Origin of the sequence: Cohnella rhizosphaerae, from assembly GCF_029525575.1 — a bacterium.
Lineage (GTDB): Bacteria > Bacillota > Bacilli > Paenibacillales > Paenibacillaceae > Cohnella > Cohnella rhizosphaerae.
This window is the reverse complement of sequence record NZ_JAPDIA010000003.1, coordinates 281193-301990: the sequence shown is the minus strand read 5'-3', so window position 1 is coordinate 301990 and position 20798 is coordinate 281193. Positions and strand designations below refer to the sequence as shown.

The 20798-nt window shown below is 58.2% G+C and carries 20 protein-coding genes, 7 pseudogenes and 1 riboswitch; of the genes and pseudogenes, 4 read left to right on the top strand and 23 right to left on the bottom strand.

Going from position 1 to position 20798, the window contains the following annotated elements; genetic code table 11:
* The first annotated feature begins 147 nt into the window (after positions 1-147).
* A pseudogene (locus OMP40_RS06935) lies at positions 148-2326 on the top strand (heavy metal translocating P-type ATPase).
* A 164-nt stretch (positions 2327-2490) separates the two neighbouring features.
* Here OMP40_RS06935 and OMP40_RS06930 read toward each other — a convergent pair.
* From OMP40_RS06930 to OMP40_RS06915, 4 genes and pseudogenes are all read right to left on the bottom strand, one after another.
* Complete coding sequence (locus OMP40_RS06930) at positions 2491-3255, bottom strand: M56 family metallopeptidase (RefSeq protein ID WP_277530253.1); 765 nt, start codon at positions 3253-3255, stop codon at positions 2491-2493.
* Positions 3252-3677: a BlaI/MecI/CopY family transcriptional regulator gene (locus tag OMP40_RS06925; protein ID WP_277530251.1), complete on the bottom strand. Its 426-nt coding sequence runs from the start codon at positions 3675-3677 to the stop codon at positions 3252-3254. Before OMP40_RS06925 ends, OMP40_RS06930 begins: the two co-directional genes overlap by 4 nt.
* Positions 3678-3787: 110 nt before the next feature.
* Positions 3788-4052 (bottom strand): annotated as a pseudogene (locus tag OMP40_RS06920) (C40 family peptidase); the annotation flags it as partial.
* Between the two features lie 127 nt (positions 4053-4179).
* Entirely contained in the window at positions 4180-4662 is a 483-nt protein-coding gene (locus OMP40_RS06915) for a PCYCGC motif-containing (lipo)protein (protein WP_420871905.1), read from the bottom strand.
* Positions 4663-4691: 29 nt separating this feature from the next.
* Between OMP40_RS06915 and OMP40_RS06910 the strand changes: the two genes are divergently transcribed.
* Positions 4692-5687, top strand: coding sequence for an ATP-dependent DNA ligase (locus tag OMP40_RS06910; protein WP_338131043.1), 996 nt, complete (start codon positions 4692-4694; stop codon positions 5685-5687).
* A gap of 71 nt (positions 5688-5758) precedes the next feature.
* Here OMP40_RS06910 and OMP40_RS06905 read toward each other — a convergent pair whose 3' ends face one another.
* From OMP40_RS06905 to OMP40_RS06835, 16 genes and pseudogenes are all read right to left on the bottom strand, one after another.
* The gene (locus tag OMP40_RS06905; RefSeq protein WP_277530248.1) at positions 5759-6214 is read right to left on the bottom strand and encodes a hypothetical protein; all 456 of its coding nucleotides are present in this window, start codon (positions 6212-6214) and stop codon (positions 5759-5761) included.
* A complete protein-coding gene (locus tag OMP40_RS06900) occupies positions 6207-7325 on the bottom strand; it encodes a KamA family radical SAM protein (protein ID WP_277530246.1) in 1119 nt (372 codons plus the stop codon). Before OMP40_RS06900 ends, OMP40_RS06905 begins: the two co-directional genes overlap by 8 nt.
* A gap of 171 nt (positions 7326-7496) precedes the next feature.
* Positions 7497-7642, bottom strand: a riboswitch (cyclic di-AMP (ydaO/yuaA leader).
* 40 nt (positions 7643-7682) lie between these two features.
* Positions 7683-8205 (bottom strand): annotated as a pseudogene (locus OMP40_RS06895) (DUF2179 domain-containing protein).
* Between the two features lie 5 nt (positions 8206-8210).
* Entirely contained in the window at positions 8211-9110 is a 900-nt protein-coding gene (gene thpD / locus OMP40_RS06890; RefSeq protein WP_277530244.1) for an ectoine hydroxylase, read from the bottom strand.
* Positions 9111-9137: 27 nt separating this feature from the next.
* Positions 9138-9521, bottom strand: coding sequence for an ectoine synthase (locus tag OMP40_RS06885; protein ID WP_277530242.1), 384 nt, complete (start codon positions 9519-9521; stop codon positions 9138-9140).
* A gap of 23 nt (positions 9522-9544) precedes the next feature.
* Positions 9545-10849, bottom strand: coding sequence for a diaminobutyrate--2-oxoglutarate transaminase (gene ectB / locus OMP40_RS06880; RefSeq protein ID WP_277530241.1), 1305 nt, complete (start codon positions 10847-10849; stop codon positions 9545-9547).
* A 61-nt stretch (positions 10850-10910) separates the two neighbouring features.
* Positions 10911-11414 carry a diaminobutyrate acetyltransferase gene (ectA, locus tag OMP40_RS06875; RefSeq protein WP_277530239.1) on the bottom strand — a complete coding sequence of 168 codons (504 nt, stop codon included), beginning with the start codon at positions 11412-11414 and terminating at the stop codon, positions 10911-10913.
* Positions 11415-11461: 47 nt separating this feature from the next.
* The gene (ehuA, locus tag OMP40_RS06870) at positions 11462-12244 is read right to left on the bottom strand and encodes an ectoine/hydroxyectoine ABC transporter ATP-binding protein EhuA (RefSeq protein ID WP_277530237.1); all 783 of its coding nucleotides are present in this window, start codon (positions 12242-12244) and stop codon (positions 11462-11464) included.
* Positions 12195-12944: an ectoine/hydroxyectoine ABC transporter permease subunit EhuD gene (ehuD, locus tag OMP40_RS06865; protein WP_277530236.1), complete on the bottom strand. Its 750-nt coding sequence runs from the start codon at positions 12942-12944 to the stop codon at positions 12195-12197. The genes ehuA and ehuD overlap by 50 nt, the downstream gene beginning before the upstream one ends.
* A 3-nt stretch (positions 12945-12947) precedes the next feature.
* The gene (ehuC, locus tag OMP40_RS06860) at positions 12948-13586 is read right to left on the bottom strand and encodes an ectoine/hydroxyectoine ABC transporter permease subunit EhuC (protein WP_338131042.1); all 639 of its coding nucleotides are present in this window, start codon (positions 13584-13586) and stop codon (positions 12948-12950) included.
* Between the two features lie 16 nt (positions 13587-13602).
* A complete protein-coding gene (locus OMP40_RS41270; protein ID WP_420871904.1) occupies positions 13603-14010 on the bottom strand; it encodes a type 2 periplasmic-binding domain-containing protein in 408 nt (135 codons plus the stop codon).
* A gap of 34 nt (positions 14011-14044) precedes the next feature.
* Positions 14045-14542, bottom strand: coding sequence for a transporter substrate-binding domain-containing protein (locus tag OMP40_RS41265; RefSeq protein ID WP_420871903.1), 498 nt, complete (start codon positions 14540-14542; stop codon positions 14045-14047).
* Positions 14543-15230: 688 nt separating this feature from the next.
* Positions 15231-15704, bottom strand: coding sequence for a MarR family winged helix-turn-helix transcriptional regulator (locus OMP40_RS06850; RefSeq protein ID WP_277530232.1), 474 nt, complete (start codon positions 15702-15704; stop codon positions 15231-15233).
* Positions 15705-15839: 135 nt separating this feature from the next.
* Complete coding sequence (locus OMP40_RS06845) at positions 15840-16442, bottom strand: DUF2812 domain-containing protein (RefSeq protein ID WP_277530230.1); 603 nt, start codon at positions 16440-16442, stop codon at positions 15840-15842.
* 1 nt (position 16443) lies between these two features.
* Positions 16444-16750: pseudogene (locus tag OMP40_RS06840) on the bottom strand (PadR family transcriptional regulator).
* 132 nt (positions 16751-16882) lie between these two features.
* On the bottom strand, positions 16883-17236 hold the full coding sequence (locus OMP40_RS06835) for a DoxX family protein (RefSeq protein ID WP_277530229.1): 354 nt from the start codon (positions 17234-17236) through the stop codon (positions 16883-16885).
* A 142-nt stretch (positions 17237-17378) separates the two neighbouring features.
* On the opposite strand from OMP40_RS06835, the pseudogene OMP40_RS06830 reads away from it, so the two are divergent.
* Positions 17379-17724 (top strand): annotated as a pseudogene (locus OMP40_RS06830) (winged helix-turn-helix transcriptional regulator).
* A gap of 542 nt (positions 17725-18266) precedes the next feature.
* On the opposite strand, the gene OMP40_RS06825 reads toward OMP40_RS06830, so the two are convergent.
* Entirely contained in the window at positions 18267-18908 is a 642-nt protein-coding gene (locus tag OMP40_RS06825) for an NAD-dependent epimerase/dehydratase family protein (protein WP_277530228.1), read from the bottom strand.
* A 76-nt stretch (positions 18909-18984) separates the two neighbouring features.
* Positions 18985-19053: pseudogene (locus OMP40_RS06820) on the bottom strand (hypothetical protein); the annotation flags it as partial.
* Positions 19054-19228: 175 nt separating this feature from the next.
* Here OMP40_RS06820 and OMP40_RS06815 point away from each other — a divergent pair.
* Positions 19229-20059, top strand: coding sequence for a helix-turn-helix transcriptional regulator (locus OMP40_RS06815; RefSeq protein WP_277530226.1), 831 nt, complete (start codon positions 19229-19231; stop codon positions 20057-20059).
* A gap of 217 nt (positions 20060-20276) precedes the next feature.
* Here the strand turns inward: OMP40_RS06815 and OMP40_RS06810 are convergent.
* Positions 20277-20797 (bottom strand): annotated as a pseudogene (locus OMP40_RS06810) (GrpB family protein).
* Position 20798 lies beyond the last annotated feature (1 nt).

The window sequence follows — 20798 nt, the reverse complement described above, 5'->3', positions numbered from 1 at the left end:
TTTAATAATACTATGATATGTAGTATATTTACGGTATACATGATCGATTGTTCATATTTAGCTTGAAATGATTGACACTCTTCCTAATTCGGCATATCATATGAGCATATACTCATATGTTTGCGCTGAGAATGGAGTTGCATAGCGATGGAGCTTCGGGTAAACGGATTGTCCTGTCCGAATTGTACGAATGAGCTCGAACAAGAAATCAAGCGGCTGACGCACGGGCAAACGGCAAAGCTAAGCTATAACTCCGGCAAACTGACGGTGGATGAGCAGATCGACCTTGAACAGGTTAGACGAATCCTCAAATCGGACGGCGCTTCTTTGGAACTCACTCCGAAGGGTCAAGGACAGCAGGCGAAAAAGGGGCATGACGGCCATGGACACGATCACGGCCACGGACACGATCACGACCACGGGCAAGATCACGGCCACGACCATGGACACGATCACGACCATGACCACGGTGCCGGCGGCACCAAACGAATCGTCTGGCTGCTGGGCATCTCGACCGTCCTGTACATCGGCACCATGTCGACGCAGGACATGCTGCCGTCCGCCGTTTCCATCGCGCTGTATATCGTCGCTTCGCTCCTCAGCGGGTACTCTACCTTCTGGCGCGGCTTAAAAAATCTCGCGAAGCTCAAGTTCAACATCGATACGCTCATGACGATCGCCCTTATCGGGGCGGCGGCGATCGGAGACTGGAAGGAAGCGACGCTCGTCGCCATCTTGTTCGGGCTCAACGAGCTGCTCGAGGGCATGGGCATGGAGAAGGCGCGCAAGTCGATGGAGACGCTGCTTCAAGTGGCGCCCAAAGAAGCCGTCAGGCTGGAAAACGGCACCGAGACCGTCGTCCCCATCGCCAGCCTGATGGTCGGCGACATCGTCATCGTCAGACCCGGCGAGAAGATCCCTTCCGACGGCACTGTGACCAGCGGCAAGAGCTCCGTGAATGAAGCTGCGATAACCGGCGAGTCTCTCCCGGTGGAGAAATCGAACGGACAGCCGGTTTTCGGCGGCAGCATCAATAACGAGGGCGTCCTCCAGGTCCGCATCGACAAAGCCTACCAGGATTCCTCGCTGGCCAAAATTTTGCATCTGGTCCAGGAGGCGCAGGAGACCAAGACGCCTACGGAATTGTTCATCAACAAGTTTTCGAAGTATTATACGCCGCTGATCATTATTGTTGCGCTGCTGGTCCTTCTCGTTCCGCCCCTGCTGTTCGGAGGCGATTGGCAGAAGTGGCTGTACCAAGGCCTGGCGGTTCTGATCGTCGGCTGCCCGTGCGCGCTGATCCTTTCCTCCCCCCATCGCGATCGTATCCGGCATTACGCGCAATGCGCGCAACGGCATCCTGGTGAAGGGCGGGGTTTTCCTCGAACAGCTGGGCAAGCTGGACACGCTCGCCTTCGACAAGACCGGTACGTTGACCAAAGGCGAACCGCATGTGGAAAAGACCGTCGTATACGATAAAGAGAAGTTCTTTGTGGTCGCGGGCGCGATCGAGAAAGCTTCCATTCACCCGCTGGCCAAAGCGGTGATGAAGGAGATCGATCGGCTCGGCATCGCGGCCGGAGAAGCCGACGACATCCAGACGGTGTCCGGCCAAGGGATCACGGCCAACTATGAAGGGCGCAAGTACTGGCTGGGCAACGAGAAAAGCATCTCCCATCTCTCCTTCCCGGGAGAGGTGCGCGACGCCGTCCAAAGCCTGAAGGAAGACGGTCTGACGCTCGTGCTGCTGGCCGACGAGCGCAGCGTGCTGGGCATGTTCGGCATCGCCGACGAGATTCGCGAGGAGAGCGCCGGCGTGATCCGGGAGCTGCACCGCAGTGGCATCCGCCGCACCGTGATGCTGACCGGCGATCACCAGAAGACGGCGGAAAAGGTCGCGAAGGCGGTCGGCGTCAGCGAATACTACGGCGGCCTGCTGCCGGAGGACAAAGTCGCGAAGGTGAAGGAACTGGCCGCGACGGGCACGGTCGGCATGATCGGAGACGGCATCAACGACGCGCCTGCGCTGGCCTCCGCCCAACTCGGCATCGCGATGGGCAAAGGAACGGACAGCGCCATCGAGACGGCGGATATCGTCCTGATGCAGGATCACCTCGGGAAGCTGCCGGCCGCGGTCCGGATCGCGCGCAGGGTGAACCGGGTCATCCGGTTCAATATCAGCGTGGCGCTCGGACTGAAGCTGATCGCCTTGCTGCTCACCATCCCCGGATGGCTGACGCTGTGGATCGCGATCCTGTCCGACATGGGCGCTACGATCTTCGTCACCCTCGTCAGCTTGACGATCTTGATTCAGAAGCGTTCCTAGCCAAAGCAAAGAGCCCCGGCACTGCGATTCGCAGCGTCAGGGCTCTTTGGCTTACGCTTTTCAGACGGAGATCAGAATCATGAACGTAAAGAGGACGACGATCGCCGACAGCACGACCGACCGCTTCGTCGCGATCGGAATACGAAGCGGCGAATCAGGCTCGATCAGCTGCTGCAGGCGGTAATTAATCGCCTCGTTGGCGAAGGGAACCGCGTCTCCCCCGCATGCCGGGACTGGCTCTTTTTTACGAAGTCCAGCAGCACCGCCCCCAACGTCCACTCGGTTCCCGTGCGGCAGATCACGAATCGGTCGGCCAGCAGCTCCAGCCAGATCCCGTAATAACGGACGAGCTGCTTCAATACCGGCAGGAACGCCAGCATGTTCGACGCAAGACGCAGCACAAACAGCTGCAGGGGATGCCGAAATTTACAATGAAAAAACTCGTGCAAGACGATGGCTTCCAACTCGCTCGCTTGAAAGCGCGCGATCAGCGCGTCCGATAAAACGATCCGGGGACGCCATCCGCCGAAGGCGACCGCGACGTCGGACGGATGCGAGATCACTTGAATGCGGACGGCCCCCAAGGCGAACCGCTCATTCAGCCGCTTCTCCAAAGCCGGGACCGAATGCTTCTCGATGTAACTCAACCACTGTCGTCGTTCCCGGCCGTATCGGATCGATTCGACCAGGAGGGTCCATCCCATATAAGCGATGAGCGCGTTCAGGCCGATCTCGAAGAAATGATGATTGACGAGCACGTCCGTGAAGGCGGCGACCAAGAAACGTACGAGATTGGGGCTTGCAGGCACATCCGCCATTTGATGCACGAGGAGGTAGCTAAGTTGGGCAAACATCCACAGGCCGAGCGCGCCGAAGACGGCCAGCACGATCTTAGGCGTCCGCGGCAGCTTCGTCGACGATGAATTCATGGCTTTTGCTTCAACTCGCTCAGCTTCTTCTCCAGCCGCGCGATGAGCTCGGGATCCGCCTTATCCAGGTTATCGACGAGGTGGCTGACCATTAAAGATCCGAAGTCTTCCACTAACCCGTCGGTTACGGACTTGGTCTGTTCCGTAATGAATTGCTCCCGCGTCTGGACAGGCGTAAAAAACGTCAGCCGATTGCGTCCGCCCCCGGTCGATTCCTTATGAAGAAGCCCTTTATCGGCCAGTCGCACCATGACCGTCAAGACCGTCGTAAGAGAGAGCGGATCCGCCCGGTTCAAGATCTCGTGGGCTTGTTTGATCGTCAGCCGCCCCTTTTCCCACAGCAAGCTCATGATCTTGGCTTCCAGGGAGCCCAGGAACCGAAGCAAACCTTCTTCGTTCAAGTGCAAGGTTTTGACCTTCACGATCTATCACCTCAATCTGATTTATCTCACGTCGGCGGACGACTGAAGTGCACGCATGCGAGAATAGCGCAATTTTGCGCCATTTTTGCGTCTGGAGCCATAATATTAAATTAAAGGAACTTCTCCGTCGATACCCTTCTGGCCGTTACATAGCGTTTGGCATAATAGGTTTCGGACAGCTTGCTGATCGTCACGCCTTTGCTGCTCGAGGAATGGGCGAACGCCCCCCTCTCCCACGTAGATACCGGCGTGAGAAATCCCGGCGCCGCTCGTATTAAAGAAGACGAGATCGCCCGGGAGCAGCTCGTCCTTCTCGACCTTCGTCCCTTCAAGCGCCTGCGAGCTGGATGTGCGCGGCAACTCCAATTGGACTTGCTTCTCCCTTCCACGCCTTGTTCGACAGATTTTTGTATTACGTTGTGTAGTATAATTCTTCAAACGAACGCACACTCCTCTCGCAGAAACATTAAAAAAGCCCTCATTTTGGCTTCGCGCGATTTCCTTATACAGGCGGCATGGGCGTATCCGTAGGTTTGCCGAATCCCGTTTTATACGTCTCGTCGATAAAGGCGCGGATCTCTTTGTTCGAAGCGCCCTTTTGCTTCATCTGCGCGGATTGGACGGCGATCTGCAAGCATACCCCGCAGCGCGTTCCATGATCGGTCCATACGACCGAGCCGTCGTCCTTCGTTTGCTGAATAAAGCAATTGTAGTTGCTCCTGTGACCGGCGCTTTCACCGCAGCCGCAATAGCAAGGGATCCATTGAAGAATATCCTTCGCGGCCGCCGCGATTCGGTACACGGTACGGACTTCATCCGGCTGACCGGACAAGAAAGCAGGCTGTACTTGCGACGACGAAGTGGTCTCCAGCAGATCGTTGTCCGTATGCTCGTGCGCGTGAGCATTTTCTTTTTTCGAAGCGCAGGCACTGGCGAACAATAAAATAACCAACATCAAAACGAAAGACTTATACCCGCGTTTCAAATGCTCACCTCGTATTCCGACTTTTACAAATGGCCATACTACGCGCTAACGACCCGCAGAAAGGGACAAGAACCATGAAGCTAGACCCGGTTATCCCCTTTGAGCCTATATTAACAGACAAAACGCCGCAAGGGGACCATTGGATATCGCAGATCAAATGGGACGGCGTTCGAATGCTCGCCTATTACGACGGCACGAACACGCGCCTGGTCAATCGCCGGCTGAACGACCGAACGCTGCAGTATCCCGAGTTTCTATCGCTTGCTCAATATTGCTCGGCTTCGTCTTTCATTTTAGACGGGGAACTCATCGCATTCGACGAGAAGAAACCGTCCTTCCATGAAATCATGAAGCGCGATCGTCTTCGAAAACAGCAAAGCATCGCGGCAGCGATCGCTGAAGTGCCCGTGACCTACATGGTCTTCGACCTTCTATATCTAAACGGCAGCTGGGTGACTTCGGAAAGTCTAAGGCGAAGACAGGCGTTGTTGAATCAAGTCATCAAGCCCAACGATAAGGTGCAGCCCGTCGAAAACTTTCCCGGCGGCGATGCGTTGTTCGAGCTCATGAAGGCGCACGGCATGGAGGGCATCGTCGCTAAAAACCTGGACAGCAGCTATGCGGTGAACGGCAAGGACGCGCGATGGCTAAAGCGAAAGTTAAACCAAGATTTATATGCCGCCATCGGCGGCGTGACGTATCGAGGGGATACGGTCAATGCGCTTTTGCTGGGGGTTTACGCGCAAGATTCGTTCATTTATATCGGTCATTCGGGAACGGGAAAGCTGACCGGCGCCCAATGGCAGGAACTCACGCGGAAAGTCCAGCCCTTCATCGTCCCGCGCTCGCCCTTTGCGAATATCCCGGAACGGCACGAAGAGGCGACTTGGGTCCGACCGCAGTTCGTCGTCAAAGTTCAATTCCTGGAGTGGACGCCGGGAAAAACGATGCGCCATTCGAGCATCCAGAGCATGATGGAAACGATGGTCCCGACCGAATGTACGATCGATCAGGCGACGACATGAAAATACGCCCGCAAACCCGAGAACGCCTGCCCGCAGCCCAAAGCGGGCTGCGGGCAGGCGCCTTCGCGAGGTCATGCCGGACAGCTCGTCAAGTTCCAAGCAGATCGCCCATAAAAAAAATCGATCCTCGTATCCAGGTAGGCGGCATCGAGCTCCGCGACGTGTTGATGAACCCGGATATCCATCCCTCTCCGCTTGGAAATGAAGCTGTCCCGGCGGGTAAAAATATGGATCGGACTCTCGGTCCATGCCCGGCAATACTGAACGTACCGCCAAGTAAGCGCCGGACTTCTCTCGAAGATGACGATCAGATCGGCATCGAGATCCGGCGGTCGCCAGGTGTCGGGCTCGGCCGTCTTCACCTGCACCAGCTGCGCTTGCTTGAACCGCTGGAGCCTGCTTTTCTCCTTCTTGTTGTTCGTGAGCAGGGCATAGGGCAACTCTCGCCGAATCAACTGTTTGACGAACGATCGGCCGTCCTGATTCGGCGCGGATACGAGGAATCGGACATGCCGGCCGTCACGCATTCCCGGCCACGCCCGTCTTGCTCCAATGCGACTCGCTGCCTGGCAAGTCGTCGAACCACGCGGCGTCGGGCGGACAATCCAGTACCATGAACGTACCGTAACGCCCTTCCCGGGATTGGTGGTATTTCAGATAAGCTTTGCCATCCTGGATCGCAAGCACTTCGATTTTCCCGGAGGAGTGGCTCATGGACAGCCGCACTCTCTTGCCAAGCCCGGACGTTCTGGCTTTGGCTTGCTCCACCAGTTCATAGACGCGCTGCAGCGGAAGGACAAAGTCCCGATTGCCGGCGACCGGACGGTTGACGAAAAAGTAGTACGGGGTGACGCCCGCCCAGGAGAGCTTGTCGAGCAGCTCGCCGAGCACGCCGGGGTCGTCGTTAATGCCGCGCAGCACGGGCGTCTGGTTCACGACGATGGCGCCGGCTTGATGAAGCGCCTCAAATCCCCGCTTGGCTTCGGCCGTGATCTCGCGCGGATGGTTGATATGAGCCATCACGTAGATTCGGCGTTCTGCCGTGGAATACATGCGGATGAGCGCCAGCAGCTCCGGGTCCTCGTAGATTCGCATCGGATTGAAGACCGGAATCTTCGACCCGAACCGGATGATCTTCACATGCTCGATTTCCCGCAAACGTTCGACGATGAGCCTCAGCTTGGCCGTCGCCAGAATCAGACTGTCCCCGCCGGTCAGCAGCACATTGTTGATCTCCGGATGGCTCGCGATATATTCGATGCCCTGCGACACATCCGACACGGCCTCCTTGACGTCGTTGCGGAACAATCGTTTGCGGAAGCAATACCGGCAATAAGCGCCGCACACCTCAGAGACGATAAGCAGCGCCGTCGTGCCGTATTTATGCTGGCAGCCCGGCACGACGTAGTTCGCTTCTTCGTCCGATGCGTCCCAACGGCCGTACTCCTTCAATTCGCCCGTATTCGGAATGACGAGCTTGCGGAGCGGGTCCTCCGGGTCGTTCCAGTCGATCAGGTTCAGGTAATAATCGTTCACGCGAAACACGTACTTGTCCGTGATGGGCTTCAATTGCTCCCTTTCCCATTCGGGAATCGCTTCGATTTTGCGAATGTCCGTTATGTATTTTGCCTTCGCCATTTGAGCACTCTCCTTTTCGCGTTCTACTGGGGATTCGTGTGAAACGGCAATGTAGGAAGCCTCCTCTCTCCTGTATTGAACCAGTCCGATGATGAGTGCCAGCAGGGTCCGAAAAACGCAAAAAGACCCTGAGGAAACAGGGTCTTGGATTCACCTTTAAAGAAAAGCAAAATATAGACCCATCTACTGCTGACGAGGTTAGCTGACGGACTCGGGTAAGATGGTACCCTACACTTCATACGAAGCGATTCGCCCCACTTGACTGGGTTCCCCCCGCTTTCCGGACATTGCAACCGGAAATTAAGCGTGCCTATATGATAATGAGAATGATGAGAAATGTCAAACCGGGCAACGATCTTATTTATCCGTGATCCGGACCCAGAAGCCGCCGCGGAACGACTTGGGCTCATGCGACAGCACGAACGCCTTCGGCGCCAGCTTCGCCAGCGTATCCATCAGCCGGCGTTCGTTGCTCCGCTTGACGAGCACCTGCATGACGAGCCGCTGGCCGTCCCGCCCTTCGGCCGCCCACGCCGTGACGCCGTAGCCCGCCCCTCGCAGCCTCCCCCGGAAGCGCCGGATCCAGCGCGTCGACGATGACCTGGACGACCAAATAGCCCAGCGCCAGCATCTCTTCGATCCGGCTGCCCGTATAGACGCCGATCCCGAAGCCGAGGCAATACGCCGCCATGTTAAACGGATCGGAGACGTTCTTCAGCACGAGATTGAGCCCGATCAAGTAGATAAACACTTCGAGCATGGCCAGCAGAGCCGCAGCCCGCCGCCGTCCTTTAATGAGCAGGATCAGCCTCAGCGTAAAGGCGGATACGTAAGCCACGTTAACGGCGACGATAGTCAGAACGACCTTCCAGTCGATCATGGCGGCTAGCTGCGCGCGGCGATGTAGTCCGGACGGGGGGCCTGGCTGCCGAACGGCTTCCCGATGCGATTTTCGACGCTGTTGAACACCATGAAAATATTGTTGCGAGAATACGGCGTAATGTTGCTGTTGGAGCCGTGCATGATGTTGCAGTCGAACAGCACGATCGACCCGGCCTTGCCGACCGGCGTATCGATGCCGCCGTCCTTGACGAGCTTCGTCAGGCTGTCATTGTCCGGCACTCCGTACTCCTGCTTGCGCAGCGACTGCTTGTAATGATCGTCCGGCGTGCGGCCGACGCAAGATACGAACGTGTTGTGCGAGCCGGGAACGACCATGAGCGGCCCGTTGAAATGGTAATTGTCATCCAGCGCGATGGAGCAGCTGAGCGCGCGCATGGCGGGCATCCCGTCCTCCACGTGCCAGGTCTCGAAGTCGGAATGCCAGTAGAACTCCTTGCCCTTGAAGCCGGGCTTGAAGTTGACGCGGGACTGGTGAACGTACACTTCGCCGCCGAGCAGGTAGGTTACGATCTGCTGCAGCTTGCGGTGCAGCGACAAGTCCCGGAACGTCTCGTTATTCGCGTGCACCGCGAAGATCGACCGGATATCCGTGCCTCCCGGCTCCCTTACGATCTCGTCTGCATTGCGTGTCTCGTTCAACGCTTTGAACCGTTCCATCTCCGCTTTTAACCGGACGACCTCCTCCGGCGAGAAGAAGCCTTCCAGATGCAAATACCCGTTCTTCTCGTAGAACTCGGATTGCGCCTTCGTCAACCCGGCGTCCTCCCGCCATTCGGAATAGACGACCGGATCCTTCCGTTCGAGCAGCGTCGGAAGGTCGTACACGCGGGACGGATACTTATCGTTGCGGAATACCGGTTCGAGATGCGTAATCGTTGTCATATACAATCGCTCCCTCCAAAAGTAGGTTTAATCTTGGGCTATCGGATAAACGCCATCGGCGTCGTGGACTTCCGTGCCGGACAGCGGCGGATCGAACACGCACAGCATCGTCATGGCGCTCTTCGCGCGGAGCAGATGCTTCTCGTGCCCGTTCAGCACGTAAAGCGTACCGGGACGGATCGGATACGTCTCGCCGCCGATCACCTCGATCTCCCCTTCGCCGTCCATGCAATAGACCGCTTCGACGTGATTTTTGTACCAGATCTGCGTCTCTGTTCCTGGCTTGATCACCGTATGGTTGAGCGAAAAGCCGATGCCGTCGCTGCGGACGATCAATCTCCGCGAATCCCAGGTTGGCGTATCCACTTCGTTCTTCGTTCCGACGATATCGGAGACATGTTTGACGATCATAGTCTTTATTCCCCTTTCAATAGTCAGACGGTGGCGATCGCTTCGGCTGCAGGCTGCGGCACGGCAAGCTCCTGGATGCAGCCCTCGAGCATATCCAGTCCCCGCCTCAACTGCTCCTCGCCGATCGTGAGCGGCGGCATGACCTTGACGACTTCATCGGAAGGTCCCGAGGTTTCCAGAATGAGACCCGACTGGAAGGCCGCCTGGCAGATGGCTGCGGCTCTCGAAGCATCGCGAAACGCCAGGCCCTGAATCATTCCTTTGCCTTTGGGCTTCGCCTCCCCGGCCGGCAGTCCGGCGGCCATCCGGAGGAGAGAGGAGCGGATCGTCTGCGATTTGGCTGCAAGCTCCGCCTCGAACTGACCGTCCTTCCAGTAGTCGAGCGCCTCCGAAGCGGCTACGAATGCCAGGTTGTTGCCGCGGAAGGTGCCGTTGTGCTCTCCGGGCATCCAGGCGTCGTATTCGGGCTTGATCAGCGTCAGCGCCATCGGCAGTCCGAAGCCGCCGATCGACTTGGAGAGACAGACGAAGTCCGGCGAGATGCCCGCTTCCTCGAAGCTGAAAAACGTGCCGGTTCGTCCGCAGCCCATCTGTACGTCGTCCACGATCAGCAAAATGCCGTGCTTGCGGCAGACTCGCTCCATCCGGCGGAGCCAATCAGAGGATGCGACGTTCAGACCGCCTTCGCCCTGCAGCGTCTCCAGCAGCACCGCTGCCGGCGTCTCCAGGCCGCTTCCTCCGTCCTCCAGCATTTTCTCGAAGAAATCGACCGTATCCAGCTTGTCGCCGAAAAAACCGTCGTAAGGCATGAATGAAGTGTGAGACAGCGGTACGCCGGCGCCCGCCCGCTTGAACTTGTTGCCCGTCGTCGCGAGCGAGCCTAGCGTCATGCCGTGGAAGGCATTCGTAAAGCAGACAATGTCCGTGCGCCCCGTCACCTTTCTCGCCAGCTTCAAGGCCGCCTCCACGGCGTTCGTCCCCGTCGGCCCCGGGAACATCACCTTGTACGACAGCTCCCTCGGCGCCAGAATGATTCGGTTAAACTTTTCAAGGAACGTTTCCTTCGCTTCGGTCGCCATGTCCAGGCTGTGCGTCACGCCGTCGCCAAGCATGTATTCCACGACCTTGTTCCGGATTTGCGGATTGTTGTGCCCGTAATTCAAGGCGCCGGCGCCCGCGAAGAAATCGATGTACATCTTGCCTTCCGTGTCCCAGATCTGCGCGTTGGATGCCCTGGAGAAGACGGCGTCGAAGCTGCGGCAGTAGCTGCGCACCTCCGATTCCATTTCCTCGATGACGCTGGTCGTCCGTTTCTCGTGCAAGTGCATGTTCGAATTCCTCCTTGACGTTTTTTCTTTCATGGCTTGCTAGGGTGTCAGGATCTTGCGGTCAAGTCTCGCGGCCCCTGAGAGGCCCGATGCGCAAAAGCGGCTCTCCGTCATGACCGCTGCCGGGGAACAGCTCGGCGGGATAGCCGCCCTCCGCATATCCGCACGGCGATCCCATCGACGCGGCGAAGCGCTCGAACATGCGCCGGGAGGCGGCGTTCGATTCGCTTACCGTCGCCTCCATATAGCGGATCGGCTCGGAATAGGCGCGTTGAATCAATTCCGAGAGCATCGCCGCTCCGAGCCCCTTGCCGCGATGCTCCGGATCGACGGCGACCTGCCAGACGAACAACGTATCCCGATTCTCCGGCTTCACGAAGGCGGATACGAAGCCGATAGGCGTCCCCTCCGATTCCGCGATGACGCAAGTGGCGCGGAACATATCGCAGAGCATGAGATAACCGTACGCGGAGTTCACGTCCAGCCTGCCGGCTCGGCGAACGAGCCGCCACGCCCCCGCTCCGTCGGAAGCCTGCGGCTGACGCAGGACGATCGTCTCTTGCATAGCTTCACCTCCTGACTGTCGCAGTTTCCTCATATTGATACCGACGATTACCGGAAGCGACCAAGGAAGGACTGCAGCCGGTCGCTTTTCGGATTCTCGAAAATCTCCTTGGGAGGCCCTTCCTCGACGATCCGTCCGTCCGCGCCGAAGACGACGCGATCCGCCACGTCCCGGGCGAAATCCATCTCGTGCGTGATAAGCATCATCGCCATGTCGCCCTGCCGGGCGATGTCCTTGATGACTTCAAGCACCTCGCCGACCAGCTCGGGGTCGAGCGCGGACGTGACCTCGTCGAACACCATCACCTTCGGGTTCATGACGAGCGCCCGCGCGATCGCCACGCGCTGCTTCTGGCCGCCGGACAGCTGGGACGGATAGACGTCGATCTTGTCCGCGAGCCCGACTTTGGCCAGCATGGCCTCGGCGCGTTCCTTCGCCTCCCGCTTGTGGAGCTTAAGCACCTTGCGCGGCGCCGAGGCGACATTGTCCAGCACGTTCATGTGCGGGAACAGATTGAAGTGCTGGAACACCATGCCGATTCGCTCGCGCATCCGGTGCAGATGCTTCTCGCCGGCGCGCACGAACCTGCCGTTCTTTTCCTCGTGCCACAGAAGCTGGCCGTCGACCTGAATGGTGCCGCCGGTCGGCTCCTCCAGCGTCATCAGCATGCGGCCCAGCGTCGTCTTGCCGGAGCCGCTCGGCCCGATCAAAGCCACCTTCTCGCCCGGCGCGATGGACAGGTCGATCCCCTTGATGACCTCCAGGTCGCCGTACGATTTTTTAACCTGGGAATACTTCACGATTGTCGACGTTTGGCTGAGTGCGTTCATGCTTCCTCCTTCCGAACGAACGGGATGCCCCTTGCTTCGAACCGAGATGATGGCGATTGAACCGGACCTCGATTCGTCGAAGCAGAAATGAAAAGATCACGCAGATGATCAGAAACAGGACGCCGACCAGCGTATAGGGCTCGAAGAACCGAAACGAGACGGACGTCAGGTTCTTGGCGGTGAGCAGCGTCTCTACCAGCGTGATGGCCGACAGGATGGGGGTATCCTTGAAAATCACGATCAAATAGTTGCCCATGACCGGGATCATCGGCGGCAGCGCCTGCGGCAAAATAATGGTGAACCAAGTTTGCCTGCCGTTATAATTGAGCGCCTTGGCCGCCTCCCATTGTCCCTTCGGCACGCCCTCGATACCGGCCCTGTATACCTCCGACATGTAGGTGCTGTAGTGAAGACCCAGCCCCACGACGCCTGTCACGAAGGCGGAAGGCGCGATGCCGATCGCCATCGGCAGGCTGTAGTACAGGAAAAACAGCTGTACGAGCAGCGGCGTGTTCCTGATGAACTGGACGAGGCCGCGCGCAGGCAGCCGGAGGACGGCCAGGCGGGATCGTCCGGCCGCCACAAGGATCAGGCCGCCCATGCAAGCCATCGCAAAACCCCAGGCCATCGCCGAAAACGCCGTGCCGAACGAAGCCGCAAGCTCGGGCAGAATCGACCAGGCATAGTCCCAATCCCACATCGGCTAGACCCTCCCTTCCGTCAGCCTGCGCTCCAGCCACTTGACGACGACCGTAATGACGACGGACAGCAAAAAGTACAAGATCAGCAGCAGTCCGAAAATATGCGGCGTCCAGGGCAGGAAGTTATTGCGCAGAATCATGGCTTGATAGGTCAAGTCCGACAAGGTAATGAAATAGATCAGCGAGGTGGCCTTCACCAGCTCGATGAGCAGGTTGCCGAACGGCGGCAGCATGCGAGGCAGCGCCTGCGGCAAGATCAGGTACAGCATCCGTTGGGCGGGCGTAAAATTAAGGGCGATCCCCGCCTCGCGCTGCCCGGCCGGCACGGCTTCGATCGAGCTGCGTACGATCTCCGAGCCGAACGCCCCGTAATTGAGGCCGATGGCCAATACGGCAGCCGCCAGCTTCGGCAGCTCGAGGCCGGCGAACGGGAGCGCGAAGTAGACCCAGATGAGCAGCACGAGCAGCGGGATGCCGCGGAACAGCTCGGTATACGTCTTCGCCGCCCATTGGACGGTCCGGTATTTGGACACTCGGCATAGCCCGCTCGCTCCGGAAAGCGCCAGCGCCGCGATCGCGGCGAGGAACGCGACTTCGGCGGTGACCTTCAGTCCCTCCCACAGCAGCGGGACAAATTCCATCCACGGCGCATTCATGTTACGCTTTGCAGAGCACCTCGGCCGTGATGTCTCCCGGCAGCTCCGCCTCCGTAAATCCGAATGTCTTCAAAATATCGAGCAGTTCGCCGGACGCCTTCATTTTCTCAAGCTCCGCATTAAAGGCTTCGCGGAACGCCTGATCGTCCATTCGGAAAGCGGACGCTCCGTAGCCCCGCACGTCCTTGCCGTCGATGACCGGCTGTACGAAGTCCGACACGCGCTCGAGATTCGCGTCGTTTGCCGCATCGAGCCTGGATTGAAGCGCCGGCCCCGTCATCGTCATCGCGTCGGCGCGGCCTGCCTGCAGCGCATTGATCGCGGCATCCTGATCCGGTACGATGACGAGCTGATCCTTGGCCACGCCCGACTTTTCCAGATAACCGAGCTCGACCGCGCCGGCCATCACGGCGACCTTCGCCTTCTTGTTGGCCGCGATTTCCTCATAGCTCTTGAGATTGAGCGGATTCCCTTTCTTGACGGCGATCCCTTCCCCCGATGCTGTACTCGGGGTTCGCGAACAGGACGGCCTGGCAGCGCTCCGGATTGATGAACATGCCCGCGGTGATCATGTCGAACCGCTTCGCCTGAAGCCCGCCGATCAGCGATCCGAATTCGGTGAGCTCGCCGCGAACCTCGTCGACGCCAAGACGCTTCAGGATCACCTTCGTAATCTCGACGGCTTCTCCGGTCAGGGTTCCGTCCGCTTCCTTGTATGCGTAGGGCTTCTCGTTGGCGAAGCCGATCGTGATGTAGCCTTTCTCCTGCGCGGCCTTTAACGTCTTCGAATCGACGACGGCCGTCTGTTCCGCGGTTCCTTCATTTGCGGCGCTCCCCGATGCATTCCCGGGTGCGGCATTTCCATCGCCGTTCTTTCCGCAGCCCGCCGACACGACGGCTGCCAGCAGAAGAACCAGCATCGACCATTTCTTGCGCAACACGACTCACAACCTTTCCGCTTTTTTGGAACTGTATAGTATGCTAGCATACCATTCGCTGGAAAGTCATTCGGGCTCTCGAAGCCCATTCGGGGAAAATCTTTGCTCCCATGGGATGACGGAACCCGACTGGCCGCAAACGCTGTTATGCTCTCTGATGGTTCGGGATCGGGTCGGATTCGGCGGTTTACGCCGCAAGGGGACTTATGTTATTCCGAGGGAGGTGCCGGCAGAATAAATCCGCTCGCTCCGGGCTTCGCTGCGTCTCGGTGGTCCCATCTAGGAACAAATCCGATCGCTCCGGGCGTCGCTGCGTCTCGGTAGTCCTATGTAGGAACAAATCCGCTCGCTCCAAGCGTCGCTGCATCGCGGTAGTCCTAAGTAGGAACTAATCCGCTCACTCCAAGCGTCGCTGCTTCACGGTGGTCCCATGTAGGAACAAATCCGCTCGGAACTGGCGTCGCTGCGTCTCGGTGGTCCCATGCAGGAACAAATCCGCTCGCTCCGGCTTCGCTGCGTCTCGGTGGTCCCATGCAGGAACAAATCCGCTCGATCCGGGCTTCGCTGCGTCTCGGTGGTCCTATGAAATGAAGAAAAGGGTGAAGTCTAAGCTTCACCCCGAAGTTATCCATTCTGATATGTAAAAAAAGACGACGGAAAGATTCCGCCGCCGCATGCGCGAGCTTGTCAATTAAAATGCTTGATGCCGGTGCTCGAAGGAATAACGCTCGATCTCGGTCAAAATCTGGTCCTGCAAACTCGCCAGCATGTCCTTCAAATTCAGCAGATCCTGCTCCGACAACTGCCCGCTGGCCAGCCGGTTCACCTTGTCGGGGATCGGCTGCAGCTCCCGAATCAACGATCGGCCCTCTTCCGTCAAGTAAATCAAGAAGGAACGCCTGTCGTTCGGATTGTTATGTCTGTGCAGCGCTCCGCGCTCCTCCAGACTGTCGATGATCCGCGTGATGGTCGTCTTGTCCTTATCCGCCATATAGGACAGATCCTTCTGGGAGATTCCGTCTTTCTCCTGCAGATGCTTCAGTACATTCCACTGCTCCGGCGTAATGTCGTATGATCTCAGGTTTAAAGACATCAAATACTGGAACGCGCGGTTGACACGGTAGAAGATAACGGCCAGTTGCTCGGACGGATGCTTATTTTCCATAAAGGTTCCTCGGTTCCTTGTTCGTGTCAGCTGCGGCGATCGCATGCGCCTACAGCTATTATAAGCATCCGGTTGCAGATTTGAAACGGGGCAATTGCGTTCATGGGCAGGAACGTGAATGCCGGCGCCGCGCGGTCAAGCATACTCCTTTTTCCGCTTCACATATAGGAAGTAGCTGTAGAGGGACACGACGATGGCGATCCCGAAAATCCAGGCCGGCAGGAAGCGAAGCATCGCAAACGGGGTCTCGAATAGAAAGGCGCGCCAGAACATCGCTCCTTCCATCTCCCACAAGCCTTCGGTTAAATAGCTCGCTTTGACGTCGAACATGGCGGTAAAAATATGACCGTCGAACAAGACGCAAATGTAGATGAAAAAGAGACAAGCGGTCGTGAGCGCGTAATGCGTCAGGCGCTGATAGAACGCGATCTGCGAGCCGGCGTCGGAGAAAATCTCGTCGCGTCCGTCCGCGGGCTTTTGCCAGTATTGGACGCTGCCCCAGCGGCTGCCCTTCAAATGGGTCCATCCGAAGTCCGCGTAGGTCCCCTTGTATTCCTCGTATTTCTCGGCGCTCATCTGGCGCTGATAGTCGAGCCGGATGACCATCTTGCGATCGGTCGGTTCGAACAAGTACCCGCCGAGCGAACTGACCCTGCGGCAAGCGTAGCCTTCGGCCAACCTGTCGTTCAGCCACTTCTCCTCTTTAAGGAGGTTGATGAACCATTTGCGTTTTTTCATGTTAATCCCTCGTTTCATAGAGTGCCAGCAAATGCGCCAGTCTTCCCCGCTCGATGGCCAGGATGCGTTCGCCTTCCGTCGTGATCCCGTATACCTTCCTCCGTCCCGTCTCCCCCCTGCACCGGCGCGATCCAGCCGTGCTTGCTCAAGTTCTCGACGGCGCCGTACAGCGTGCCGGCCGCCAGGATGACCGTCCCTTCGCTCATCCGCTCGACGGTCTGCATGATCGCGTACCCGTGAAGCGGCTCCTTGAGGGCCAGTAAAATATAATGCATCGTCTCCGACAACGGCAGCAGCGGATGCTTCATGCGAAGCCCTCCTCTCTATATACAATCTGACTGTTCAGTTGAACTTAGTAAGAGTATATACAGTTCAACTATACATTTCAACTGAATATTCAACGAAAGACATTTGTGGACAAAAAAAAAGCCGGTCAGCCCTTAGAGCCGACCGACGGCCACCAGTACGGCGAGCGCCAGAAACACGACGTTGATGCCGATCTCCCGATATTCTCTGCGGGAGATATGGAAGAGCGCGCCGAGCAGAACGACGGCGGCCAGCGCGATCGCGGCGATCGGCGTCAATACACGCGCGATTCCCGTTGCCTCGGGCAGGATCAAACCCAGCGCGCCGAGCAGCTCCAGAATGCCGACCGAGACGACGAAGCTTCTCGGCACCTCCTTGACCCAGCCCCATGCGGCCGCTCCTTTTTCATACTGGACCGCCTTCATCCATCCCGCGTACAGAATCCCCAGGGACAGCAAGCCCTGCGCGATCCATAATGCGATATTCATCGTCCGATTCCCCCTTATCCCGTGTGTCGTCAACCTTCGTCTATAGCCTATAATAGGAGGTAGAACGCCGCTCCGGAAGAAGGCACTTCAACCATACAAGGTATAGAAAAGAAAACCTTAGACCACGACTGGAGGCTGAGGCATGACGGCTTATTGCAAATTCGAGACGACGCTCGAGATTCTCATCGGCAAGTGGAAGCCCGTGATCCTGCTGCGCCTGCTCGCGAACGGCACGATGCGGTTCAGCGAGCTGCAAAGGTCGATCCCCGACATCACCAAAAAAGATGCTCTCGCAGCAGTTGAAGGAGCTCGAATATCACGATATCGTGCGCAGAGAGGTGTATCCGTCGATTCCGCCCAAGGTGGCGTACTCCATCTCGGAATACGGGCAGCGCTTAACGCCGATCCTGCAAGCCATGAACGACTGGGGCGTCGGACATCTCGCGCATTTGACCGAGCTGTACGGGGAGGAACGGTCCGCGGAGTGATTCCGCGAGAAAAGCCGGCTGGCTTCTTTTATTTTTCCATTCGCGCGCAGCCTACGGACTGAGGAGCCCTTATTCTTGCTCAAATCGCGATTCGCAGCCCGATTGCGGACCCAGCTGCCGTTATTGCGGGACCGCAGGCCTTTTTTTAGCCTTGATCCGGGCCCATAACGTCCCTCCAGTCCGATAAGATCGCAAAGGAACGGTTTTGACGAAAATAGCGGCTCCTGGGTCCGACGTTTTCTGCCTGGCTTGCATTCAACCACTGCCCGCAGCTCTCGTTTTCGCCACCCGCATACCTCCCCGCCGATTTTCGGCCCGTCGCGGACAACAAGTACTTCGCCTTCTTCTGGGGGCTCGCCTACGTCGGCGCCGGCTGGTGCAGCTGGACCGGGCGACTGAAGCCGCGCGAGCAAAGCCTGTATACGGCGGAGGCGGCCAGGACGCAGGCACGCGCGTAAGGTTCGGGCGGGACGACCGGAAATGCGCAAAAGAGAAAAGCGGCCTCGCGAGAGGCCGCCTCTTTCGTCCATTTTTTTCGCCGCTTAAATCGCCCCTGCATCTCTTGCCGTATAGAAGGACGGATAGATCGGACGGAAGTTCAGCTCTTCCCGAATCCGCGCCGTATCGACGATCATGTCCCACGGATCGAAAGGTTGCTGCTCCGCCTCAGGTGTGCCCTCGCCGCCATGAAGCCGCCGAAGCTCCTCGACCGTGATCGGCGCATCGTCGCCCACATTGTAGATCCGGCCATCGATGCCCGGCGTGGTCGCTGCGAGCAGCAGGGCTTGAGCGACATCCGCGTGATGCCCCATATGCATGCGTTTGGCCGGATGCCAGCTGCGCAAGTGCGGCAGTATTTCCACGATATGCGGATCCCCGTCGCCATAGACGAACGGCAGCCGAACGATCCGAACGCCCAAGCCCTGCTCGCGATGAAGCCGCAGCAGCACCGCTTCGGCCTCCACTTTGCTTTGCGGATAAGCCTGGGTCGGGCTCAGCTCGTCGTCTTCGCGGCTGGGCCGCGTACGGACCACCGAACCATAGACGGTGCTCGTGCTGGCAAAAATCAACCTGGGCACTTCCGCCTGCAAGGCCGCATGAGCCAGCGCGATCGTGCCGTCGAGGTTGGCCGTTCTCGTCGTCTCCTCGTCCACGCCGCGGAACTGCGCCGCCAAGTGAATCACCGCATCCTTCCCCCCGCAGCGCGCCGATATAGTCGTCCGGCCGCAGCAGATCGCCTTCCACGATCTCCGCCCCCTGCCGGAGAAGCCCGTCCGCCTTTTCGGCGTTTCTCGCCAGCAAGGTCACGCGATGGCCGCGCTGCAGCATACGCTGCGCAAACCGGCTCCCCACTTTACCTGTAGCTCCCGTTATAAAAGCGTTCATTTTAAAGCCCTCCTACGTTTTTTAGTTGCTATACGGGCAGTATAATAGAAGGAGAAGCGGGCTTCCCTCCTGCGTTTATCGTAGGTTTGGGAGTGTCAGGATACGGGGGGGCATGGAGATGGAAGTGGTATCTTCCAGAAGGTCGTTGGGCGAATTTCTGCGCATACGGCGGGAGCGGTTGACGCCGGAAGAGGTTGGGCTAGTCTCGTATGGACGGCGGCGGACCTCGGGTCTTCGGCGGGAAGAGGTCGCCCAGCTCGCCCATATCGGCACGTCCTGGTATACCTCCCTGGAGCAGGGGCGCAGCGTTAACCCGTCCGAGGATGTGCTGAACAATATCGCCAAGGCGCTGCGATTGACCGAGGACGAGCGTCGCCATCTTCACCTTCTGGCCAGATCGGATCAACAGGAGCCGGAGGAAGAAGACCGCGATATCGCCACGGGCTTGCAACGAATGATCCAGGCGCTGGACCCGCACCCGGCGTTCGTGCTCGGCAGATATTGGGACCTGCTGCTGTGGAACAAGGCGGCAGAGCTTGTTTTTCATATCCCTGCCCAACCCGACGACACGATGTTCAATTGGATGCGGCATCTGCTGACAGATGCCACGCTGGAACCCGAGCGGATGGACGAAGTATCCCGGACGCGCGTATTGATCGCACGATTTCGCGCGGATTACGCACGATTTCCGAATGATGAGCGGTTTAAGACGCTGATCGAGGAGTTCATGCGTATCAGCCCGCTATTCCGCGAGCTCTGGCCGATGCACGATGTCGAGGCGGCGACCGATCACCGCAAGCAGAAGTTCGATCCGCAGATCGGAGAGATGGCTTTCGAGCATGTGACCTTGCAGCCGCCGACCCATCCGGATCTGAAGGTCATGATCTTTACCGCTTCGGCGGATACGGCGACGCGATTGCAGCGATTGTTGGATGCATCGGAAGGCTGAGCTTGATCCGTTCGCACCCCCGACCGTCTATCGTGCAAAAGTGCACGATCGAGACCAGCTCTCGCTCGTCGCTTCGCCTATCGCGCAAAAGTGCAGGATTTTAGCCCCAATAAGTATCAATCCTGTTCAGAGAAGCGGGCTAACGTGCACTTTTGCACGATAGATCACCCAAACCCGTCATATGGGACCTAAAATGATGCACTTTTGCACGATAGCACTAACGCCCTTGCCTCTCGGCATACCACGCCAGCGCAAGCCGCTCCATGTCGCTAACGAATGCCTTCTTGGCCGGGCTGTATTCGTTCGTGCGCGCGTAGCGCTCGGCGAGCTCCTCCTTGAACCTGCTGTACCTCGCAGCTTCATCCGGATGACACCGCAAATAATCTCTGAAGACGAGATGCCGTTCAATCTGCGGGTTATCCGTCTCATAAAAATGAATGTGATGCGTCCGTTCCTCGCCGCCTTTGCGCAGCAAGCCCGCCGGCCGGGAATGCCCCACTCTCCGGCGACGTCGTATCCGAGCTGGCGCATTCGGTCGTTATATGCATCGATCCGATCGATGTCCCGCACCACGCCCATCATATCGATGACGGGCTTCGCCTTCATGCCCGGCACCGACGTGCTGCCGAAGTGCTCGAAGCGCACGATCTCATCCCCGAATATCGCGCCTAGAAACGCGGCTTCGTCCTCATATAGCCGCACCCACTCATTGCTGTAGTCGCTCAGCCTAACCTTCATC

Excerpts from the sequence above, each read along its gene's own strand:
- ehuC (WP_338131042.1), bottom strand. The coding sequence starts at position 13,586 with ATGGAATTTGTCCCGCTGCTGTGGGAGGGACTGAAGGTCACCGCCGAA.
- OMP40_RS06815 (WP_277530226.1), top strand. The coding sequence starts at position 19,229 with ATGGAAGTGGTATCTTCCAGAAGGTCGTTGGGCGAATTTCTGCGCATA.
- ehuA (WP_277530237.1), bottom strand. The coding sequence starts at position 12,244 with ATGAACGCACTCAGCCAAACGTCGACAATCGTGAAGTATTCCCAGGTT.
- thpD (WP_277530244.1), bottom strand. The coding sequence starts at position 9,110 with ATGACAACGATTACGCATCTCGAACCGGTATTCCGCAACGATAAGTAT.
- ehuD (WP_277530236.1), bottom strand. The coding sequence starts at position 12,944 with ATGTGGGATTGGGACTATGCCTGGTCGATTCTGCCCGAGCTTGCGGCT.
- OMP40_RS06905 (WP_277530248.1), bottom strand. The coding sequence starts at position 6,214 with ATGCGTGACGGCCGGCATGTCCGATTCCTCGTATCCGCGCCGAATCAG.
- ectB (WP_277530241.1), bottom strand. The coding sequence starts at position 10,849 with ATGCACTTGCACGAGAAACGGACGACCAGCGTCATCGAGGAAATGGAA.
- OMP40_RS06910 (WP_338131043.1), top strand. The coding sequence starts at position 4,692 with ATGGCCATACTACGCGCTAACGACCCGCAGAAAGGGACAAGAACCATG.
- OMP40_RS06835 (WP_277530229.1), bottom strand. The coding sequence starts at position 17,236 with ATGAATATCGCATTATGGATCGCGCAGGGCTTGCTGTCCCTGGGGATT.
- ectA (WP_277530239.1), bottom strand. The coding sequence starts at position 11,414 with ATGCAAGAGACGATCGTCCTGCGTCAGCCGCAGGCTTCCGACGGAGCG.
- OMP40_RS06850 (WP_277530232.1), bottom strand. The coding sequence starts at position 15,704 with ATGGAAAATAAGCATCCGTCCGAGCAACTGGCCGTTATCTTCTACCGT.
- OMP40_RS06885 (WP_277530242.1), bottom strand. The coding sequence starts at position 9,521 with ATGATCGTCAAACATGTCTCCGATATCGTCGGAACGAAGAACGAAGTG.
- OMP40_RS06845 (WP_277530230.1), bottom strand. The coding sequence starts at position 16,442 with ATGAAAAAACGCAAATGGTTCATCAACCTCCTTAAAGAGGAGAAGTGG.
- OMP40_RS06930 (WP_277530253.1), bottom strand. The coding sequence starts at position 3,255 with ATGAATTCATCGTCGACGAAGCTGCCGCGGACGCCTAAGATCGTGCTG.
- OMP40_RS06900 (WP_277530246.1), bottom strand. The coding sequence starts at position 7,325 with ATGGCGAAGGCAAAATACATAACGGACATTCGCAAAATCGAAGCGATT.